Here is a 19,848-nt window from a genome sequence, read left to right as displayed (position 1 = left end):
CTACCGACGCTCATTCAACAAGAGGCCTCGACATATGCCTGCACGCGTATTGATCGCCGAGTTCATGCACGAAACGAACACGTTCAGCGTGCAGAAGACCGACCGGACCAGTTTCGAGAAGTGCAGTCTTTATCTGGAGAACGAAATATCCGCAGCATTCGTGAATACCCGTACCTTCATGGGCGCGGGCTATGAGGCGACCGAAGAATTCGGTTGGACGATCGTCACCCCTCTCGTTGCCGGAGCCACGCCGGCTGGACGCGTAACGGACGCATGCTTCGAGGAATTCGCGGCGATCCTTCTGGCGGCGACCGGAGAGGTGGATGGTATCCTGCTGCATCTGCACGGCTCCATGTCCACCGAAAGTCATGACGACGGCGAAGGCGAGCTGCTTGCGCGCATCCGGGCCACCGTCGGCCCTGCCATTCCGATCGTGGTCGTGCTCGATCTCCACGCCACCGTGACGCAGCGCATGGCCGACAACACCAGCGCCCTGATCTCATATCGCACCTATCCGCATATCGACCAGTATGAGCGGGGCCACCAAGCGGCCGCCCTGCTCGATCGTGCCATGCAGGGCGCGATCCGGCCGAAGGTCGCCATCGCCCGCCGCCCTATCCTCTACGCCATGGATGGCGGCCGGACGACGTCCGCGCCGATGGTGGAACTGCTGAAGCGGGCGGACGCGCTGGAGGCTTCCGGCGAAGCGCTCGTCGTAAGCGTCCAGGCAGGCTTCTCGTCGGCCGATGTCCATGACATCGGCCCCTCGATCGCCGTCACCGCCGAAGACGGAACCCGGGCCCGGGCGATTGCGGAAGAGCTGATGGACTATGTCTGGCAGGAACGCCACTGGTCCACGATCACCTTCACGCCACTTGAGGAGGCAATCGCCGAGGCGGCCCTGCCGTCAACCGAAGGCAAGCCTCTCGTGATTTCCGACTATTCCGACAATCCCGGATCGGGCGCCTATGGCGACGCGACAACCTTGCTCCGCGCAATTCTCGACGCGAGGCTCACCAATGTCGGCTTCTATGCCATCTGCGATCCCGAAGCGGTCCTGAGGGCACAGGAAGCAGGCGTGGGCAACAGGGTGCGCCTGAAATTGGGCGGCAAGGTCGACCCCACCGTCGGCGGCTCGCCTCTAGACATCACGGCGGAGGTCGTCACGCTGTCGGATGGCCGTTTCATCGCCTATGGTCCCATGGGTGGTGGGGCATGGCGCAATCATGGCCTCAGCGCGCTTCTGCGGGTTGATGGGGTCGAGATCGCGGTGATCACCAACAATGGCCAGGCAACGGATCTGGCGCAATTCACTTCCCTCGGCGTGGAGCCGCAACGTAAATCCACACTTGTCGTCAAGTCGATGCAGCATTTCCGTGCTGCGTTCCAACCGATCGCCCGCAAGGTGATCGAGGTCGATACGGGTGCGCTTTCGACCAAGAACTTCTTCATCCGGCCCTACAGGAACACAAGGCGGCCGATCTGGCCGCTGGATGACATTTGATTGAGGTCGATAAATCTCTTTGGCTTCAAGCGGTACACAGTAGGCATCTCAAACTTTTCGGTAGCTGCGGTGACGCTACATCGCGCCCGGAAAGCGGGCCGGCAGTTACCGACCCCGAACCCGACGAACCACAATCGGCAAGGTCTGGGTGGAATGCGGAAAGGCAGGTTTCGGGCTCGCAGAGGGTGGAAGCGGTCTTCCAGCGTCGCAAAAATCTGGCGGACAAGTCGGACTTTTGCACCCGACTTTCGCGACAGAAATTTCTCCGAAGAATCAGCGGTCTCGATTCAGTCGCGGAACTTAGGCTTTCTGAGACGATTCCGGGTTCAAGTGGGACGCGTCAGCAAACCTGATCAAAGCCCGGCTTCGGAAAAAGTCGTCTTCACGCAGATGCGTGATGCTTCCTGATTTCGCGGGAAAACTTAGGAAGCCGGTCCCATCAATCGGTATCTTCATCCACGCAGCGATGACGAAACTAAGTGTGAAGCCGTGGGTCACAATGATCTGAGTTCCGCACGGTCGATCCACAATCGCATTCACACGAGGAAATACGCGGGCTGCAACCTCCCGGCGGGTTTCGGCGCCTTCAATCCCACAATGGTGATCTAGCCGATTGCCATCTGAGACAGGATTATAGCGAGCATCAAGCCAATCTTGCGGTTGTCCGCCTGCCACACCGTAGCTGATCTCGCGCAGATCGGCGGTTTCCGTCACATGTACGCCGAAGCGCCGAGCAACAGCGGCGGCCGTCTGGGACGCTCGGCGAAGGTCGGAACTGTAGATTTCAACCTGTCTCTGACCAACCAACACGGCCAGACGTTCGGCCGTGGCCTCCGCATCCCACCTGCCACGAGGAGTTAGATCAGTGTCGTACCAACCCCCAACCCTATTCTCCAGATGGTGGACGGACTCTGTATGGGTTACAACGAAAAGGTCTTTTACAGAGGCCATTCCATAAGCTTCCTGTAGCAAAAATCCCAATACCCGCGACACGGTTTTCTTCGGAGCAGAATGTCCGGTTTGTGGTCGTCTGATCAAGCCCAATGAACGTCTTGGAAGGGGTCGTCAGCCGAAAGACGGCTTTGACTGATCCCTCGGTCAAAACCGGATAGGCAGCAAACGGCTCCACCGTTGTCATGCACGTATGGCGGCTTCCCACTCCGAGCCATGAAGCCCCTGGGCTGCTGCCGGTTTCAGGCTCCGAGAGCGCAAAAGACGCCGGCAAGTTCAAGATGCCCCGCCCGTGTCAGCAAAGTCACAAACGAAGTTCCCTGCCGCCAGGAGGCCTCGCCTGCCGAGATGGAAAACACGCCGCGCGGAGCGTCTACACCAAGCATCGCCGACGACCAGAATCGCTGCGGTTGATCGTCGCCGTCATGGTCCCAGCGCAGGAAATATTTCAGCACCGGTTCGGGCTGCACCCAGCGGCAGGAAAGCCCGCGTGGGATCAGCGCGCTCATTCCCCGCCTGATCTCGTATTGCTGTCCCTCAATGATAAAGACGATGCGGCCCGAAAGCACGAACAGCCACTCGCAACCGCCGAATACGAACGGCTTCGTCTCGAACCGGCCGCTGAGCCAGCTTCCCGCCGTGATGCGCCCGTGTCCCGGCACGCTCCTGTCAACGAGGCGGGCGCCGCGTTGCCAGAGCTCGCCGCCATCCTCGACCAGATCCGCCGGCAGTTCCTCGCGTAACGGCAGGTCGTCCAGCGGAATCGTGAGCGACCTCACCCGAAGCGATCCTTGAACGCGTACCAGGCGAAGGCGAACGGCAGGAACCACGGCTCGCCGCGGTAGAACGGCGCGGAGGCGAAAGGCATGCCGTCGAGCGGCGTCACCGTATCCGTGTCCCCCGCCACGCGGCGGCCGAGCAGGTGGCCGAAATAGCTCGCCATCGCCACGCCCGTGCCGCAGTAGCCCATGGCGTGGTGAATCGCGCCGTCGGTGCCGATATGCGGCAGATGGTCGAAGGTGTAGCCGACCAGCCCGCCCCAGAGATAGTCGCTGCGCATGCCGGCGAGCTCGGGAAAGAACCGTTCCATCCGCGCATGCATCGGGGCGCGCGAGGCTTCCGGATCGCCGGGGGTGAAGCGCACGCGCGAACCCACCAGCACACGGGTCCCGTCAGGCGACGGGCGCGTATAGGTGACCAGCCGGCGGCTGTCGTAGCTCATCGCCCGGCGCGGATGCAGCCGCCGCACCAGTTCCGGATCGAGGCGTTCGGTCGCGATCTGCACCGAGGCGATTGGGATGATCTGCCGGCGCAGGCGCGGCGTGATCGACCCGGTATGCGCGTTCGTCGCCACGACGACCGTCCTCGCCCCGATCGTCGCGCCGCCGGCGAGCGTGACCTCCACCCCCGCCGCGGACTGCGTCAGCCCCACGACGTCCTGCCCGGAAAAGACCCGCGCCCCCGCGGCGATCACGCGCGCCGCAAGCCCGTTCACATAACGGCCGGGGTGGATCGACTGCCAGGCCGGCATGAAAACGCCACCATGAAAATGGTCGCTGCCGCAATAGGCGCGCTGGTCCTCCCTCGCGACCATCTCGACAGGATTGCCGAGCGCCTGCTGCTCGTCGGCCCAGGCCTTCAGGCCCGCCATCGCGGACGGCTTGTGCGCACCGGTGAAATGACCGCAATTTTCGAGCTGGCAGTCGATCCCCTCGTCGACAATCAGCCTGTTCAGGTAGGAGACGGCCGAAAAGCCGAGCGAAAGGATCTCGCGGGCTTTCGTCTTGCCGACCTTCGCCGAAAGCTCGGCCAGACCCGGTTTCATCGATGTCGAGACGTGGCCGCCATTGCGGCCGCTGGCGCCCGTGCCCGGATGTTCGCGGTCGAGCACCACCACGTCGAGCCCCGCTTTTGCTGCCGCAAGCGCGGCGTTGAGGCCGGTATATCCCGCACCGATGACGACGAGGTCGGCCGAGGCAGACAGCTCGGCGACCGGCGTGGTCGCCGCCCTGTCGACTCCCTCATTCCAATAGGGTGTGCCGAAGGCCGTACCCTTCCGGCGCGCCTGTTCCATCGCTCTCAGACCCTCGTTCCGGTTGCCGGATCGACGCCGTAGATGCTTCTGGCCGCCTCGGCGCTGACGAGGTCCGCCTTCACGTCCGCCAACACATGTTCCACCGGCCGCGTGCGCGGATCGCCCGCGCCGCCGCCGCCGCCGCCGCGCATCGACACGACGCCGCCGGGTGGAATCGAGAAATATCCCTTGGAAGGCAGGGCCTCCTCCTTGCCGTCGGCCAGCATCCAGACCGAACAGTTGGTGCCCGGCTGTCCGCCCGGCAGCGGCCATGGCGGCGAGTCGGCCGCGCTCTGCTCGACCTCGGTCTGCACGTCCATCGCCTTGCCGGAGATGTTGCGGTAATCGGCGCGGATGCCGAGCCCGCCGCGGAACTCGCCCGCGCCACCGCTGTCGCGAATCAGCTCGTAGCGGTCGATGCGCAGCGTGTAGTTGCTCTCGATGCTCTCCGCCGGGATGATGGCGCAGTTGGACAGATGCACGTCGATGCCGCTGGCGCCATCACGGTCGTTCGCCGCACCCGCGCCTCCGGCGATGATGCCCAGCAGCACGGCGCTGTCGCCCGTCTTGGGAGAGACGCTTTCGCAGATGAACACAGGAAAGCCCACGCACCAGCCGGCCGATGTCCGTTCCGGCGAAATCTTGCCCATGGCATTCACCAGCACGTCGCACAGCCGCTCGCAGGCGATGTGCCTGTCACCGACTGCGGCGGGATGCGCCGGGTTCACCGCCCCGCCCACCGGCGCGAGGATCTCCACCGCGTCCATGACGCCCTCGTTGACCGGGATGTCGTCGGGGAGGATGCAGGTCAGCGCATATTGAACCGCCGAGCGCAGAGACGCCCACGGAATGTTCATGCCACCCGGCATCTGCCTGTCGCCGCGCGAAAAATCGAAGGTGATCGCCTCCCCCTTCAGCGTCACGTCGACGACGTAGCGCACCCGCGCGCCGGGCGTGATGCCGTTATCGTCGATGGCGCCTTCCGCGCTCCAGGTGCCGTCCGGCAGGCTGGCCAGCTCGGCGCGCACGCGCCGGGCCGTGTAGTCGATGAGGCCAGCGAGGATCGCGCGAAGATTTTCCGCGCCGTAGGACTTGCCGAGCCGGGCGAAACGGTCGCGTCCCGCACGCGCCGAGGCCAGTTGCGCACGCAGGTCGCCCATGTTCTGGTCGGGATGGCGAACATTCTCGCGGATAATGTCGAAGATGGCCTGAACCGGCTTGCCGCCCTCGTAGAGCTTCAGCGCCGCCAGAACCACGCCTTCCTGATAGAGCGAGCGGCTGTCATAGGCCGCCGTGCCCGGCACGCGTCCGCCCCAGTCGGCATGGTGCGCTATCGCGCCGGTGAAGCCGACGAGCTTGCCATCGTCGCCGAAGACGGGAACGAAGACGTTGATATCGGACGTATGCGCGCAGCCCATATAGGGATGGTTGGTGATGAACACGTCGCCTTCCGCGACGTCGTCTCCCCATTTCGCCAGCGTCGCCTGCAGCGCCGGCGCCATCGCCGCCATCAGGCCCGGAATATCCAGAGCGCAGGCCAGCAGCCGGCCTTTCGCATCGAACACCGCGCAGGAATAGTCGCGCAGATCCTTGATGACGACGCTGATGGCCGTGCGCCGCATGGACGTGCCCATCTCTTCGGCGATGGTCTCGAGCGCGTGGCGCACGACTTCTGTGGTGATCGGATCGTGCTTCATTCTGTTGCCCCGGCCTGCATGCGTTCGAGGATGATGTTGCCGCCTGCATCGACGCGGCCCGAAACGTCCGGCGTGACGATGATGGTCGCCTCGCGCTCCTCGACCACGGCCGGCCCCGTCAGTGACGCTCCCGGTTTCAGGTCGCGCCGGTCATAGACGCCGACGTCCGCCCAACCGGTTTCCCTGAAATAGACGCGCCGCGTCGAGCGCGGCGCGGCGACGAAAGCGTCGGGCGGCGCAGCCATCGCTTCGGAGCGGGCATGTCCCATGCGGCCAAACGCTTCCAGCGACAGCGAAACGAGTTCGATGCGGCCTTCCGGATCGTTGTGTCCGAACTGGAAGCTATGCGCCTCGTGGAACTCCGTCGCCAGCTTCTCCAGCGCCTCGGCGGTGATATCGCCCGAAGACAACTCGATCTCGACCTTATTGTCCTGGCGCATGTAGCGAAGTTGCGCCGTGCGGACGAGGTCGATCGATGCGCCCGCCGGCATCTTGTCGTTGAGACGTTCCACCGCCTGCCGATCCAGCGGCTCATAGATCGCCTGGAACTCCTCTGGTGGCATTGTGTCGAGCGGCTTTTCCACGATGCGAATGAAGTCGTATTTCACGTCGGAGCTGGCTAGCCCGACCGCCGAGAAGATGCCCGCGCGCTGCGGCACCACCACGCGGCCCACTTCCACCAGCGCGCCGACGGTCAGCGCGTGCATGGCACCCGCACCGCCGAAGGGCATCAACGCGAAGTCGCGCGGGTCGTGGCCTTTGTTGACGCTGACGACGCGTACGCCACGCGCCATGGCAGCGTCCGCGATGTCGAGAATGCCTTGCGCGGCCTCTTCGACGCTCAGCCCCAGCGGCTTTGCGATCCGCTCCTCGATGGCGCGGCGGGCCGCTTCGACGTCCAGCTTCATCTCGCCGCCGAGGAAATTGCCGGGATCTATGCGACCCAGCACGGCATGTGCGTCCGTGACGGTCGGCTGCGTGCCGCCGCGTCCGTAACAGACAGGGCCGGGCATCGCGCCTGAGCTTTCCGGGCCGACCTTCAACATGCCGGCGGCATCGACGCGCGCGATGGAACCGCCGCCCGCTCCGATGGTGTGGATGGCGAATTGCGGCACGCGCAGCGGCCTGCCCTCGAACATGGATTCACGCTCCAGATCGGCGCGAGCGTCCTTGATCAGGCAGATGTCGGTCGAGGTGCCGCCCATGTCGAAGGTTATCATGTCGGCATAGGGCGTCGATTCGGCGAGCCGTTGCGCGGCCAGAACGCCCGCCGCGGGCCCCGACAGGATCATGCGATGCGCGTTGACGGCGGTTTCCTCCGCCGTCATCACCCCGCCCGAGCTCTGCATGACATAGACCGGCGCCATCAGCCCTTCCGAGACGACGCCGCACCTCATCTCGTCGATATAGCGCGCCACCAGCGGTTCGAGCGCGGCACTGATCGCCGTGGTCGATGCGCGCGGATATTCGTTGATCTCCGGGGCGACGTCGGTACTGACCGTCACCGACACGTCCGGCAACGCAACGCGGATCGCCTGCGCCAGCGCGCGCTCGTGCACGTCGTTGCGGAAACTGAACAGAAGGCAGATCGCCACCGAGCGCACGGACGCCGCGCGCAAGGTCTCGATCACGCCGTCGATGGCTGCCTGCGTCAGCGCAATGTCGATCTCGCCCGTCCGACCGATGCGCTCCTCAACCTCGAAGACGAATTCGCGCGGCACGATCGGCCGCGGCTTCTGCGCCTTGAGATCGAACAGCGACGGCCGCATCATCGAGCCGATTTCCAGCACGTCGCGAAAGCCCCTGGTCACGACCAGCGCGGTCGCCGGCAGCTTGCTTTCGAGAAGCGCGTTGGTCGCCACTGTCGAACCGTGGCAGAAGAGGTCCAGCGTTGCCAGATCTACGCCGTGCCGTTCCTTCAGTACCCGCAGCCCATCGACGATCGCCTGCGCCGGGTTGGAGGGCGTGCTCGGAACCTTCTCCACCACAGCGCCGTCGTCGCGCATCAGGATCAGGTCGGTGAAGGTGCCGCCGATATCAATTCCAAGCACAGTGCTCATTTTCAGTCGCATGGTCCCATGTTTGAAGTAGCGTCGCGGGGCGCGAGTTGCACCCCGGACGCGGTGCCGGCGGTCAGATGCAACTGCCCTTGTAGAGGTACTTGGAGACCTCCGGATCATCGATGTTGGTCTGCGTGCCGATGATCGCGCCGGTGCCCGACTCCGCGGCAACCTCCTCGCCATTGGCGACCTTCACCGCCGCCTCGACGGCCTGATAGCCCATCTCGTAAGGCTGCTGGATCACGAGGGCGTCGAGGATGCCCTCGCGCAACAGCTCGATCTGCGCTTCGCTCGCATCAACGCCGGCAGCCGACACCGTATCGCTCACACCGGCATTGCGGATCGCGCCCGCCACCCCCATCGACGGGTTTTCCGACGGAGAGGCGACACCGACGAGATCGGGATTTGCCGACAGCAGCGAGGAGAACATGTTCTGCGCCTGCGAGACTTCGTTGCCGGCATATTGGGTGCCGATGAACTCGATGTTCTCGATGGTGGCGATTTCCTCTTCGAAGCCCTGTATGCGTTGGTCGACGGTAGAGATGCCCGGGCTGGACCCGACCATGACGACCTTGCCGCCTTCGGGACCCACCTGCTCGGCGAGTGCACGCGCGAGTTGGCGGCCCACCTCGACATTGTCGGTGCCGATGCGAGCAGTCAGCATCGACGTGTCGTCAAGCGTGGTGTCCACCGCGATGACCTTTACGCCCTGCGAGGCGACATCCATCAACGGCGCCACCAGCGAGGTGCGGTTGGTTGGATCGAGGATGATGAAATCGGGGCTGCGCGCCAGCACCGAGTTCAGCAACGGCACTTGATCGGCAGGGCCGTAGTTCTTTGCCGCCTGAACCGTAACGTCAGCGCCGAACTCTTCGGCAGCGGCACGCGCACCGCAGGCGATGGCTTCATGGAAGCCGATCTGAATTCCCAGGACGAGTTCCACCTTGGGACGCTCCTCCTGCGCATGCGACTGTCCCACCAGCACCGCCATCGCGGCAACCGCCATTCCCAATCGAGCAAGTTTCATGTTCGTCTCCATCTGGATTTAAGGTTCGCGGGCAGGTTGCTTCCCGCCTCTATGTATTCTTGTCGCTGTCAAAGGCAGGCCGGTGCTCGCGATCGAGGAGCGGTCATCGACTGCGGCTGCTACGTCGCCATTGGTCGACGAGAACCGCGGCGAGAAGCACGATGCCGACGGCAACCTCCTGCCAAAAGCTCGGGAGCCCGACGATCACCAGCCCCGAAGCCAGTACCACCGGAATGAGAACGCCCACCGACGTCCCGAACATCGTGCCGACACCGCCAAACAGGCTCGCACCACCCAGAACCACGGCGGTGATTGCGCGCAGATTGTCCATCGAATGACCGGCGATGGTGGTCGACGCGAAACGCGACAGGGTTATGTAGCCGGCAAGGCCCGCGCAGAAGCCGGAGATCGCGTAGACCATCACGAGATGGCGGCGCACCTTGATGCCGGCGCGTTCAGCCGCCTGCGGATTCGAGCCGATGGCGAATGTGTGCAGCCCGAAGCGGGTGCGATGCAGAATGACGCCCGCCAAGACCGCGAAAGCGGTCGCAATCAAAAAAATCACCGGAATGCCCATGACCCGGCCGATGCCGATGGTGTTGACCACGGAGCGTGGCACACCGGTGATATCAACGCCGCCCGAAAGCAGCCGCGCGATGCCGAGCGCGATACCCATGCTGGCTAGCGTGACGATGAGCGGCGACAGCCTTGTGACCGCGACGAAGAAGCCGTTGAGCAGCCCCCACAAGGTTCCGCATCCGAGCGCGACGAGTAGCCCGACCCAGGGCGCGGCCGGATGGTCGATGCCGATCATGCGCATCACCAGCACCGCGCACACGCCCGACAGCACCAGAAGCGAGCCGACGGAAAGGTCGATGCCTGCGGTAATGATGACGTAGGTCATGCCGACGGCGAGGAACATCATCATCCCCGCCTCGATCGACATGTTGCGGATGTTGATGCCGCTCAAGAACGCGTCAGGACGCACCGCAACGAAGAAGCCGGCGATGATCACCAATGCGAGAATGATCATCATTTCCGGGCGGTCCACCAGCAAGCGGCGCAGCAGCGAGGGCTGCGGACGTGCGGCCGGGTCGTTGACCTCTGCGTTGTCTTTGCTGCTTTCGATCGTGCTCATCAGGCAGCTCCTTCCATCTGCAGGGATCCGGTCATCGCTGCGACCAGGTCGTCGGATTTGGCATCGCCTTTTTGGAATCGCGCCACCGTCGAGCCGTGGCGCAGGACGACGATGCGGTCGGACACCGCCAGGACATCGGGCATCGAATGGCTGATCAGCACCACGGAGACGCCTTGATCCCGTACCCGCCTGATGAGGTTGAGGACATTGCGCGTCTGGGCGACACCGAGTGCCGCGGTCGGTTCGTCCATGAAGACGACGCGTTTGGCCCAGATCAGCGCGCGGGCGACCGCAACGCCCTGGCGCTGGCCGCCCGACAGGTTGGCCACCGCGCTGCGCATATCCTTCAGGTTGACGCCGAGATCCCTGAAACGGCGCTCCGTTTCGCGCTGCATCGCCTTGCGATCCATGAAGCCGAGTTTGCCGAGGAAACCGGGCCGGGGGATTTCACGGCCGAGATAGACATTCTCGGCGGGATTCAGATCGACCGCCAGTGCGAGATCCTGATAGACCGTTTCTATACCGTGTTCGCGCGCATCCTGCGGTGTCGCAAAGGTGACGGGCTTGCCGTCGACGAGGATTTCTCCCTTGTCGATGCGGATGACGCCCGACAATGCCTTCGTCAGGGTCGACTTGCCGGCACCGTTATCTCCGATAAGTGCGACGACTTCTCCGGGAAATACCTCGAGGCTGGCGTCCTGTAGCGAGCGTATGTAGCCGTAGCTCTTGTGAATGTCGCGGGCCTGAAGGATCGGAGATGCCATGCAGTTACTCCCCTGGCTGGTTTTTTGCGCACGTGGCCACGCCACGTGCAGGATTGCCGAAGTCGAGGTCGCGTCCTCGCCGGTTGAAATTGACGGTTTCAGGCGACACCGCACCACCTCACCATGGTTCTCGCAAGGATGCGCGCGCAGTCCGTCACTTCGGAAATCCGCACGAACTCGTTGACCGCATGGGCGCAGCGAAGGTCGCCCGGTCCCATCGTGGCGACGGGAACGCCCTTGGCGGCGATGAAGGATGCGTCGCAGACCGCATTGAACGAATGGGTCTGCGCCACGCCCGCCGGCAACGGTCCGAGCACCGCCGCGCGGTCGGCGACGAGCGAGCGTACAAGCGGGTGGCCCACCGGCGTATCGAACACCGGCCAGTGGCTTTCCCAGCGGAACACGGGCGGATTGTGCCGAAGCCAGCTGTCGAGCTGGGCTGCATGATGCACGTGCCGCTCGATCTCGGCCCGGATATCTTCCGGCTTCTCGTTCGGCGGATACCAGACGAGGTAGCCGATCGTGGCGGCTTCGGCCAGGTAGCCGACGCTCGGAACGCCGGCATCACCGTGGAAGACACCCGGTGCCATGGAAAAGATACCGGCCGGGAAGGCGGGATGCGACTTGCTGATACCCCATTCCTGTTCGAGCTGCTGCAGCGCCTGGACGACGAGGATCGCCTTTTCGACAGCGTTGACGCCGGCTGCGTTGCCTTCCCCGCCCGCGCGGATAGACGGGCCGCGATTACCCGAATGCGTGCCGTATCCCTTGACGTCGATCTGGAGGTTGAAATTGCCGGCCGACACGGCGGTAACCGAAAGCGGGCGCGGTTGAGAGGTGGGTTCCACCACGATCGCCGCATCACCGCCAAAGCCGGCCTCAAGCACGGCGGTGGTGCCGAGTTCATGGCTCATGGTCTCTTCGCCGACGACAGCGTGGATTTGCAATTCGCCCTTGAGGCGCAGTCCCGCCGCCTCGATCGCAGACGCTGCGAGCGCTGCAGCGACAAGTCCCGATTTCATGTCGGTCGAGCCGAGTCCGTAAAGATTGCCGTCGCGGATCGTACCGGACCACGGACCACCACCGATCCATTCTGCCGGACGGAACGGCGCGACAGTGTCGACATGGCCGTTGATGAATAGCGACCGGCCGCCACCCGCACCCGCCTTGCGCATGATCGTGTTCGCGCGCTGTGGATCGGGCGCCACCGTCTCGGTTACGAAGCCGAACCGGCCCATGTGATCTGCCAGAAGCGCGCCACAGGCGGTCTCGCCGCCCACCACGTCTTCACGCTGGATGCCAGGAAACAGTGGGTTCACGCTGTTGGTCTTCACCAGACGCCGGAGAAGCTCGATCGCCTCGACCGCCAGGGCATCGATCCTGGAATCCAGCAGCGCTGTCTGTTCGGTGCTCAGTGCAGGCGTTGTGTCGTCCATACGATCGGCTCCCCTTGGCACGCGTTGATCCGCGACGCTCGTTGTAATCGGAACCTGTTGTCAGACGTCTGTCAAGAATTTTGTTTGCGTTCTCACTTTCTCAGCAGGCTGAAAGCGAAATGGCTGCCCCTGTGGAAATCCATCGCGTGGTTCACCGGAACACCGGCATCAGTGAACGTCGTCTCCTCGATCACGAGGGCCGGGCCGAAGTCGCGCAAATCATGGCGCAGCACGACATCGTCCGGCAGCATCTGCGCCCGCACCTTGGCCGATGACATGCGCGGACGCGCGCCATAACCCTCCAGGACGTCCAGCAGGGATCCCGACCAGTCGACATCGAAGATGCGGTCGCTGACCACGTCCCGGCGCACGAAGTCGACGCAATAGACCAGCGGCTCTCGCCCATGCAGGCGCAACCGTTCCAGCCGGATCACCGTCTGCTCGGCAGAGAGCTCCATCAAACGCGCGATGTCACGCTCCGGCTTCTCTTCCTGAATGGATAACACCTTGTTTTCCAAAGCATAACCATAATGCGCGGCCATATGAGTTATGCTCTCGAACTTGGTGATCGGCCTATCGACATGCAGTGACCCCGCTGCCGTCAGATACCGGCCGCGGCCATGCTCGACGCGGACTACCCCGTCCTGCTCCAGAAGCTTCAGCGCCTCGCGGATCGTCGGGCGCGATCCACCGAACGTCTCCTTCAACTCCGCCTCGGTCGGAATCTTCTCGCCCGGTCGGACTCCCGTTTCCGTCAAGAGCGTGAGAATCCGATCCCTGAGCTGCAATGCCACCGTCTTTCCCGCACCACCGTTTTCCAGCATTCCGCGTCTCCAGACCCTCATAAATCTCTCCAAGAGGTGCCAGCTTTTTTGCCGAGTGACAACGGCCTACGATGTCAGACGTCGATGGACTTCCTTCCCACCTCTTGACTTGCCGCATAAAGTCTCACATCAATGTTGTCTGACAACTTACGCCCGAACGCCATGCTGCGACACCGTCATCGACAAGGAAACACGATGCTGAATTTCGACAAGGAACGCTTTCTGAAGATCCAGTCCGGCGCCGTCGCGCTCGCCGAAGACTTGGAAAGGACCATAACCAGGCTCATGAAGGAGGGCGCGCCCAACATTCACTTCCTTGGCGCAGGCGGCGCCGCAATCCTGATGCAACCGGCGGTGCAGCTTCTGCGCCGCAAATCCACCTTTCCGGTCTTCTCGGACAACATCGCCGAGATCATGGCGGGCGGGTCGGTCAATCTGACCAAGGGTTCCATCGTGATTCTGCCCTCCTTGTCGGGCACGACCAAGGAAAGCGTGGAGCTTTTGGAGTTCGCCAAGGGTCGAGGCGCGACGGTGCTCACGCTGGTCGGCCACGCGGACACGCCGCTCGGCAAGGGCGGCGACCATGTGTTTGTCAACTTCGCAGCCGACGACACATCGTCGGAGAGCTTCTACATCCAATCGCTGATCGCGGCCCTGGCGGTGATGAAGCACCTCGGCGAAATCGACAATCACGACATCCTTCTCGCCGAGATGAAGAAGGTGCCGGCCGCCCTGCTGGCAATGAAGGAGGCCTTCGAGCCGCAGGCAGAGGATTTTGCACGCACGTTGGCTGCAAGCGACTATCATATCTTCACCGGCGCGGGTAATGCATGGCCGGAAGCTTTCTATTTCGGCATGTGCATTCTCGAAGAAATGCAATGGATCAGGACGCGCCCCGTGCACGCCTCCGATTTCTTCCATGGAACGCTCGAACTGGTGGAGAAGGATGTGAGCGTGGTGCTTTTGAAGGGTGAGGACGAGATGCGCCCGCTGGCGGATCGCGTCGAGCGCTTCGTGCCCCAGATCGGCGGAAGCCTGACCGTACTCGACACGAACAGCTTTACCGCCGACGGGCTGTCGCACGAACTGCGGGCCTGGCTGTCGCCGGCGTTTCTGGCGACGGTCCTCGAGCGGGCCGCCGCACATCTCGAAGTGCTGCGCAACCATCCCCTCACGACCCGCCGCTACTACCGCCGTGTCGCCTATTGAGCGAAAGCCCCGCATCGCCGCCGTCGGCGACAATTGCATCGACGTGCTGCTGCCACCCATCGACCGGCGTCTGGTGGGGGGCAACGCCCTTAACGTGGCGGTGCAACTGGCAAGACTCGGCGCCGATGCGTTCTATTTCGGCGCGGTAGGTCGCGACGAGCAAGGCGACCTCGTCGCCTCCGCCTTGCGCGCCAACGGCGTCAACTCCAGCCATCTGGTACGACGGTCCGCGCCGACCTCTCACACCATCATTTCGGTGGATGCGGCCGGCGACCGCCATATGGACCACGAGGATTTCGGAGCCTGCGACGGTTACGCGCCGACAGGCGCGGCAATCGACGCGCTCCTGACGATGGATCATGTCCATATCGGCTGGCTCAATGACGGAGGTGCGCTGCGACGGCGACTGGCAAAAGCTGGTGTGTCGGTGTCGCAGGACATTTCCGTCAATTCACAGCCACGGCACCTCGGCGTTGAGGGCCTAGCGATCGTCTTCGCTTCGCTCGAGGGAAGCCACGATCAAGTCGAGGCCGAAGCACGATGTCTGTTGTCGAAAGGGGCACGCAATGCGGTGCTTACCCGCGGCAGCGCGGGCAGCTCCATCTTCTTTTCGAAAAACGCATTCGAGCGCAGTGCGGAGAAGATAACGCCGCTCGACACGACCGGCGCGGGCGATAGCTTCGCGGCCGGCTTTCTCTATGCCATTTTCACCGGCAAGACATCGCGACAGGCGGCGGATGACGCGGCAGTGCTCGCTTCGCGCACCTGCTTACACCTCGGCGGCTTTCCGCAATAACGGATCAATCTGCGGAGTTCCCGTCCAAAGCCCGATTTTCGCCAACGAGTGCTACAAATGGTTTTGGGCACTTCTGCCGAAATGCACCAGCAGCGAGCTGACTGCGGGCATTCCGGTGCCTTATGGTTGTGGATTGAATGGACAATCCTGCCGTTGAAGAATGGCACTGACACCCGCATCTTCGGGTGGACTGTTTTTCTGATTTGCAATTTGGAATGCAACAGTGCCGAAGATTATCGATTATCCCGCCCAATTTTCTCATCGCAAGCGATCGATCTTGCCCTTCGAAGCGCAAAAGGCAACCCACGATCTTGGCAAGGCCATCCGAGAGAACCAGCCAATTTGCCAGCAGCTCAGTCATTTCCGAAGCAGCTTGAGTGCTGTGCCCGCTTGTGCCGTTCCGCGAGCCTCCGACGAAATCCGTGAGATCGGGCAAATGTATCAAGGCGTGAAGCCCTCGACCGACTTGACCGAGCGGTTACGTCGGCTGTTCAAGCCTCAACCCCGCATTCTAGATCAACTGACCAAACATCCCGATCTCGGATGGTTCCTTCAGTTCCATAGCAATGGCTTCGTTCGGCAAGCCGCGCTTCAACGTCTGGCCGCCAGTCCAGTGTCGCCATTTGAATTCTCGGCAATCGTTTATCGACTGAATGACTGGGTTGGAAATGTCCGCAATGCCGCCCTCAACTACGCCAAGCAAGCATTCCCAACCACCGAACCAGATATTGTCGCTGAGAGTGCCGTCTTTCTCCTGCCGCAATCCCGTATCCTCAAACGCTGGGATCGGGACGGACAGCATCAGCTAGAGAATGCGATCTATCGGCCCGAAGTCCTGATGCAACTCAAGGAGCGGTTTCTGACCATCCGCGCCGGAAGGGTCGGCCACACGTTGCAGGAATTGCTACAACGATCAGATTTTGATCATCATCTTGAAGAACTGGCACAGGATGCCACATTGCCGCGAGTTCGTGCTGTCGCGATCGACGCGCTGCTAATGCGACGTGCCAAGTGGTTCATTGGCTATAGGCACGAATGGACTGATAAAGTCCACGGCCTAAAAAGGCGAACGGCCGAATTCGGAATGCGCCACATTGAACGCACCGTCGATTTCCACGCATTGTTGCAAAACGCAGCGCAGGATAAATCAGCGCATGTTCGCAAGGTTGCAGGTGATGTTCTGATTGTCACGCGAGGCGAGGCAACAGCAGAGATGGATCAGATCGCCCAACTGCTTGCGAGCGATCGAAATCCATCCGTGCGTTCTCGTGCCGACTTCTACCTTAGAAGAAGAGCAACCGAAGGCTGACAACACCGCTCGGGCGGGAGACCGCAATGCTTTTTGGCAATCGCGGCCGATAATCCCACTCATGCACTCGTTAAGCCTATAGGGCGGCGACGGTACTACCGGGTCTCAAGCCGCGCCAAATGCGACGCGATCGCCGGAGCTTGCCACGCAATCTTCCTTGAGGCTGATGATGTGCATATCCTTCTCGGCACATACTTCTTCCAATAGCTCGCCGAACGGATCGTATATGCGGCAGAGAATGTCACCCCTGTGGACATGGTCGTGAGGCTGGACCGCCTGTACGACGAGGCCGCTCCGCTTGCAGCGAACAATGAAGCGCTCGGTCGTTACGACCTGTCCTTCGTGCTTTACCACTTCGCCCTCGATCATCTTCAAATGACGGAGGGAATTTACCAGGCCGTTGAAACCGGACTGGACGACGTCCTCCTCCACGCGGTTTGCATGCCCGAGTTCGAGCATGAAGGAAGGTATGCCGATCTGCATGCACTCGAGATCCAGCGAGCCCGTCAGCGGTACGGGTTCGTCGTTCTTGCCGAGCGTATCGACGCTGCAGTTCAGATGAATGCCGTTCACCAGCAGGAGGTCCAGCGCACGCTTTTCAGTCTCCGGATGCCCGGAATATTTCAGTACCGAATACGACTTCGAACGGTTGGTGACGCCGGATGCATGTAGGTCAATCAGGTAGTCCGCATTCTTCTTCACCTCGTTGAAGTGATGAAACGCGATCTGCTTGGTAATCGGGCCGGTCGCCGCGCCCGGGTAGCTTTCGCCGAGATTGCCGCCATCCTGCGGGCTGAAGCGCGCGCGCGCGTAAAAGGCGAGCGGATTGCTGATCGGGGTTATGATCACCGCGCCGGACAATTCCGCAGGATCGATGGCCTCCACGAGACGCAGAGCGGAGATGATACCGTTGAACTCATTGCCGTGAAGCGCGGCATTGATCCATAAACGCGGCCCGTCCTTGGCGCCGTTGATGACGTGCACCGGCAGCGTGACCATGTCGCCGCTGGCCAGCCTACTGACCTCGATGACGCCCTTCGCGCGCTCGCCCGGTTTGGCGGTGGCGGTTCCGACGGAAACTGCGTAGTTCATCTTCTTTACCTTCTCAGTTCTGCGGAAGCAGACTCGCGCAGAAGCGCTGGATACGCTCGCAAGCTTCCTGGAGTTGCGATTTCGCTGCCGCGTAGGAAATGCGGAAATGACCCGGTGTGCCGAAACCTTCACCGTGCACGAGCGCCACGCCCTGGTCCTCGAGCAGCAGATCGGTAAAGTCCTGGCTTTTCCCGATCACATTTCCGCCCGGCGTCCGCCTTCCAAAGGTTCCTCGGCAGGAGGGGAAGACATAGAAGGCGCCCTCAGGTTCGGGGCAGGAGATGCCGCTGGCCTGATTGAGCATTGCAACGACGAGATCGCGACGTTCACGAAAAGCCTCCAGGCGCTCCTCGAGAAAATCCTGATCGCCGTTCAGCGCCTCGACCGCTGCCCATTGCGAGGGAACGGAGGCGCCCGACGTCAACTGTCCCTGCACCTTCTCCATCGCGGATATGAGCGCTGCCGGGCCGCCGGCATAGCCGATGCGCCAGCCGGTCATGGCATAAGCCTTGGATACGCCGTTGATCGTCAGCGTGCGCTCCTTGAGGCGCGGTTCCACCGCTGCCGGCGTTGCGAAAGGCACGTCCTCGTAGATGAGGTGTTCGTAGATGTCGTCCGACATCACCATCACATTGGGATGGCGCAACAGCACATCCGTCAGTTGCCGCAATTCAGGCTCGGAATAAACCGCGCCCGACGGATTGGACGGGGAATTGAGGATCAGCCAACGCGTGCGTGGCGTGATCGCCGCTTCGAGCTGAGCCGCCGTCATCTTGAACCCGGCTTCCGCCGATGTGTGGACGACGACCGGCGTTCCGGCGAACAGCGCGACCATCTCCGGATAAGAGACCCAATAGGGAGCCGACATGATGACTTCGTCTCCCGGATTGAGTGTAGCCAGCAGCGCGTTGGAGATGACCTGTTTGCCGCCCGTTGAAACGATGATCTCCTTCGATGAATAGCTCAGGCCGTTCTCGCGCTCGAACTTGCGGCTGACGGCCTCGCGCAACTGCGGTATGCCACCGACGGGCGGGTAGCCAAGTCCTCCACGTTTGATGGCTTCCCAGGTCGCCGCCTTGATATTATCGGGTGTGTCGAAATCCGGCTCACCGGAGCTGAGTGTGATGACACTGCGGCCTGCCGCTCTCATTTCGCGGGCCCTGCTTGTGGCGGCGATCGTCGCCGATGGTTTCATTCGCTTCAGCGAATCCGCAAAATACAGCATGTCGATTCTCCTTGGCGCGGCCAGTTGGCAAGCGCCGGAAACAATGGGGTGAGGCTGGCTCAGCCGATAAGGCAACCGCGCTGGCGAAGCGTATCGTCCACCCATTCGCGTTTGTTGCGCCCCTCGCTGATCGCCTGAAGCTGCTTGACCTCGGCGGAATGTTTGGCCGCGACCTGCGGGAGCAGGCTTTCAGCCTCGTCATAGGCCACGGCCAGAACGCCGTCCTCATCACCGAGGATGAGATCGCCCGGCATGATGACGGTGCCGTTGATGGAGATGGGAAGGTTCACCTCGCCCGGCCCATCCTTATAGGGACCTCGATGGGTCACACCCGCCGCGTAGACCGGCAGGTCATGAGCTTTGATCCATCCGAGATCGCGAACCGCACCGTTGAGAACGAACCCGGCAATGCCGCGCGTAATCGCGTGCGAGAGCATCAGCTCGCCGATGAGGGAGTTGGTGAGGTCGCCGCCGGCGTCGACGACGATCACGTCGCCGGGTTCGGCGATGTCGATGGCTTTATGGATCATGAGGTTGTCGCCTGGACGGGTGCGTACCGTCACGGCGGGTCCCGCCAGCACCGTCCCGCCGCCATGCAACGGTCGCAGTTCCGGGCCAAGAGACGAAATGCGTGACATGCAGTCGCTCACATTGGCGACCGGCAGCTCGCGAAACTGCTCGACGAGATCGCGTGACACGCGACGCTGAACCTCGACCACCCTGAACCCGATCATATTCTCTG

The 19,848-nt window shown here is 62.5% G+C and carries 17 protein-coding genes; 4 read left to right on the top strand and 13 right to left on the bottom strand.

Going from position 1 to position 19,848, the window contains the following annotated elements:
• Positions 1–34: 34 nt before the first annotated feature.
• Positions 35–1,504: a M81 family metallopeptidase gene (locus tag XW59_RS23795; protein WP_047148190.1), complete on the top strand. Its 1,470-nt coding sequence runs from the start codon at positions 35–37 to the stop codon at positions 1,502–1,504.
• A gap of 300 nt (positions 1,505–1,804) precedes the next feature.
• Here the strand turns inward: XW59_RS23795 and XW59_RS23790 are convergent, their stop codons facing one another.
• From XW59_RS23790 to XW59_RS23745, 10 genes are all read right to left on the bottom strand, one after another.
• Positions 1,805–2,455 (bottom strand): histidine phosphatase family protein, encoded by a 651-nt coding sequence (locus XW59_RS23790; RefSeq protein WP_047148189.1) that lies wholly within the window; start codon positions 2,453–2,455, stop codon positions 1,805–1,807.
• A 242-nt stretch (positions 2,456–2,697) separates the two neighbouring features.
• Positions 2,698–3,234 (bottom strand): cupin domain-containing protein, encoded by a 537-nt coding sequence (locus tag XW59_RS23785; protein ID WP_047148188.1) that lies wholly within the window; start codon positions 3,232–3,234, stop codon positions 2,698–2,700.
• A complete protein-coding gene (locus tag XW59_RS23780; RefSeq protein ID WP_047148187.1) occupies positions 3,231–4,529 on the bottom strand; it encodes an FAD-dependent oxidoreductase in 1,299 nt (432 codons plus the stop codon). The genes XW59_RS23785 and XW59_RS23780 overlap by 4 nt, the downstream gene beginning before the upstream one ends.
• Positions 4,530–4,534: 5 nt before the next feature.
• On the bottom strand, positions 4,535–6,226 hold the full coding sequence (locus XW59_RS23775) for a hydantoinase B/oxoprolinase family protein (protein WP_047148186.1): 1,692 nt from the start codon (positions 6,224–6,226) through the stop codon (positions 4,535–4,537).
• Complete coding sequence (locus XW59_RS23770) at positions 6,223–8,286, bottom strand: hydantoinase/oxoprolinase family protein (protein WP_047148185.1); 2,064 nt, start codon at positions 8,284–8,286, stop codon at positions 6,223–6,225. The genes XW59_RS23775 and XW59_RS23770 overlap by 4 nt, the downstream gene beginning before the upstream one ends.
• Before the next feature lie 73 nt (positions 8,287–8,359).
• Positions 8,360–9,313: an ABC transporter substrate-binding protein gene (locus tag XW59_RS23765; protein WP_047148268.1), complete on the bottom strand. Its 954-nt coding sequence runs from the start codon at positions 9,311–9,313 to the stop codon at positions 8,360–8,362.
• Positions 9,314–9,416: 103 nt separating this feature from the next.
• The gene (locus XW59_RS23760) at positions 9,417–10,451 is read right to left on the bottom strand and encodes an ABC transporter permease (protein ID WP_137327086.1); all 1,035 of its coding nucleotides are present in this window, start codon (positions 10,449–10,451) and stop codon (positions 9,417–9,419) included.
• The gene (locus XW59_RS23755) at positions 10,451–11,215 is read right to left on the bottom strand and encodes an ATP-binding cassette domain-containing protein (protein WP_047148184.1); all 765 of its coding nucleotides are present in this window, start codon (positions 11,213–11,215) and stop codon (positions 10,451–10,453) included. The genes XW59_RS23760 and XW59_RS23755 overlap by 1 nt, the downstream gene beginning before the upstream one ends.
• Before the next feature lie 98 nt (positions 11,216–11,313).
• The gene (locus XW59_RS23750) at positions 11,314–12,651 is read right to left on the bottom strand and encodes a M20/M25/M40 family metallo-hydrolase (protein ID WP_047148183.1); all 1,338 of its coding nucleotides are present in this window, start codon (positions 12,649–12,651) and stop codon (positions 11,314–11,316) included.
• A 92-nt stretch (positions 12,652–12,743) separates the two neighbouring features.
• On the bottom strand, positions 12,744–13,475 hold the full coding sequence (locus tag XW59_RS23745; protein ID WP_047148182.1) for a GntR family transcriptional regulator: 732 nt from the start codon (positions 13,473–13,475) through the stop codon (positions 12,744–12,746).
• 195 nt (positions 13,476–13,670) lie between these two features.
• Between XW59_RS23745 and XW59_RS23740 the strand changes: the two genes are divergently transcribed.
• From XW59_RS23740 to XW59_RS23730, 3 genes are all read left to right on the top strand, one after another.
• On the top strand, positions 13,671–14,684 hold the full coding sequence (locus XW59_RS23740) for an SIS domain-containing protein (RefSeq protein ID WP_047148181.1): 1,014 nt from the start codon (positions 13,671–13,673) through the stop codon (positions 14,682–14,684).
• The gene (locus tag XW59_RS23735) at positions 14,671–15,480 is read left to right on the top strand and encodes a PfkB family carbohydrate kinase (protein WP_246666190.1); all 810 of its coding nucleotides are present in this window, start codon (positions 14,671–14,673) and stop codon (positions 15,478–15,480) included. The genes XW59_RS23740 and XW59_RS23735 overlap by 14 nt, the downstream gene beginning before the upstream one ends.
• A 223-nt stretch (positions 15,481–15,703) precedes the next feature.
• Positions 15,704–16,789 carry a hypothetical protein gene (locus tag XW59_RS23730; RefSeq protein WP_136068454.1) on the top strand — a complete coding sequence of 362 codons (1,086 nt, stop codon included), beginning with the start codon at positions 15,704–15,706 and terminating at the stop codon, positions 16,787–16,789.
• A 105-nt stretch (positions 16,790–16,894) separates the two neighbouring features.
• Here the strand turns inward: XW59_RS23730 and XW59_RS23725 are convergent, their stop codons facing one another.
• From XW59_RS23725 to XW59_RS23715, 3 genes are read right to left on the bottom strand one after another with little or no spacing between them, the layout of a single operon-like run.
• Positions 16,895–17,881, bottom strand: a complete 987-nt coding sequence (locus XW59_RS23725) for a M14 family metallopeptidase (protein ID WP_047148179.1) — start codon at positions 17,879–17,881, stop codon at positions 16,895–16,897.
• Positions 17,882–17,894: 13 nt separating this feature from the next.
• Entirely contained in the window at positions 17,895–19,106 is a 1,212-nt protein-coding gene (locus XW59_RS23720) for a pyridoxal phosphate-dependent aminotransferase (RefSeq protein WP_047148178.1), read from the bottom strand.
• Between the two features lie 59 nt (positions 19,107–19,165).
• The gene (locus XW59_RS23715; protein ID WP_047148177.1) at positions 19,166–19,840 is read right to left on the bottom strand and encodes an RraA family protein; all 675 of its coding nucleotides are present in this window, start codon (positions 19,838–19,840) and stop codon (positions 19,166–19,168) included.
• Positions 19,841–19,848: the final 8 nt, after the last annotated feature.

Source organism: Aquamicrobium sp. LC103 (assembly GCF_001014615.2).
In the GTDB taxonomy this organism is placed as follows: domain Bacteria; phylum Pseudomonadota; class Alphaproteobacteria; order Rhizobiales; family Rhizobiaceae; genus LBCQ02.
The sequence above is the reverse complement of the archived record's forward strand: the minus strand, read 5'-3'. Positions and strand labels throughout refer to the sequence as shown.

Excerpts from the sequence above, each read along its gene's own strand:
- XW59_RS23750 (WP_047148183.1), bottom strand. The coding sequence starts at position 12,651 with ATGGACGACACAACGCCTGCACTGAGCACCGAACAGACAGCGCTGCTG.
- XW59_RS23780 (WP_047148187.1), bottom strand. The coding sequence starts at position 4,529 with ATGGAACAGGCGCGCCGGAAGGGTACGGCCTTCGGCACACCCTATTGG.
- XW59_RS23765 (WP_047148268.1), bottom strand. The coding sequence starts at position 9,313 with ATGAAACTTGCTCGATTGGGAATGGCGGTTGCCGCGATGGCGGTGCTG.
- XW59_RS23795 (WP_047148190.1), top strand. The coding sequence starts at position 35 with ATGCCTGCACGCGTATTGATCGCCGAGTTCATGCACGAAACGAACACG.
- XW59_RS23745 (WP_047148182.1), bottom strand. The coding sequence starts at position 13,475 with ATGCTGGAAAACGGTGGTGCGGGAAAGACGGTGGCATTGCAGCTCAGG.
- XW59_RS23715 (WP_047148177.1), bottom strand. The coding sequence starts at position 19,840 with ATGATCGGGTTCAGGGTGGTCGAGGTTCAGCGTCGCGTGTCACGCGAT.
- XW59_RS23725 (WP_047148179.1), bottom strand. The coding sequence starts at position 17,881 with ATGAACTACGCAGTTTCCGTCGGAACCGCCACCGCCAAACCGGGCGAG.
- XW59_RS23740 (WP_047148181.1), top strand. The coding sequence starts at position 13,671 with ATGCTGAATTTCGACAAGGAACGCTTTCTGAAGATCCAGTCCGGCGCC.
- XW59_RS23720 (WP_047148178.1), bottom strand. The coding sequence starts at position 19,106 with ATGCTGTATTTTGCGGATTCGCTGAAGCGAATGAAACCATCGGCGACG.
- XW59_RS23760 (WP_137327086.1), bottom strand. The coding sequence starts at position 10,451 with ATGAGCACGATCGAAAGCAGCAAAGACAACGCAGAGGTCAACGACCCG.
- XW59_RS23770 (WP_047148185.1), bottom strand. The coding sequence starts at position 8,286 with ATGAGCACTGTGCTTGGAATTGATATCGGCGGCACCTTCACCGACCTG.
- XW59_RS23790 (WP_047148189.1), bottom strand. The coding sequence starts at position 2,455 with ATGGCCTCTGTAAAAGACCTTTTCGTTGTAACCCATACAGAGTCCGTC.
- XW59_RS23775 (WP_047148186.1), bottom strand. The coding sequence starts at position 6,226 with ATGAAGCACGATCCGATCACCACAGAAGTCGTGCGCCACGCGCTCGAG.
- XW59_RS23755 (WP_047148184.1), bottom strand. The coding sequence starts at position 11,215 with ATGGCATCTCCGATCCTTCAGGCCCGCGACATTCACAAGAGCTACGGC.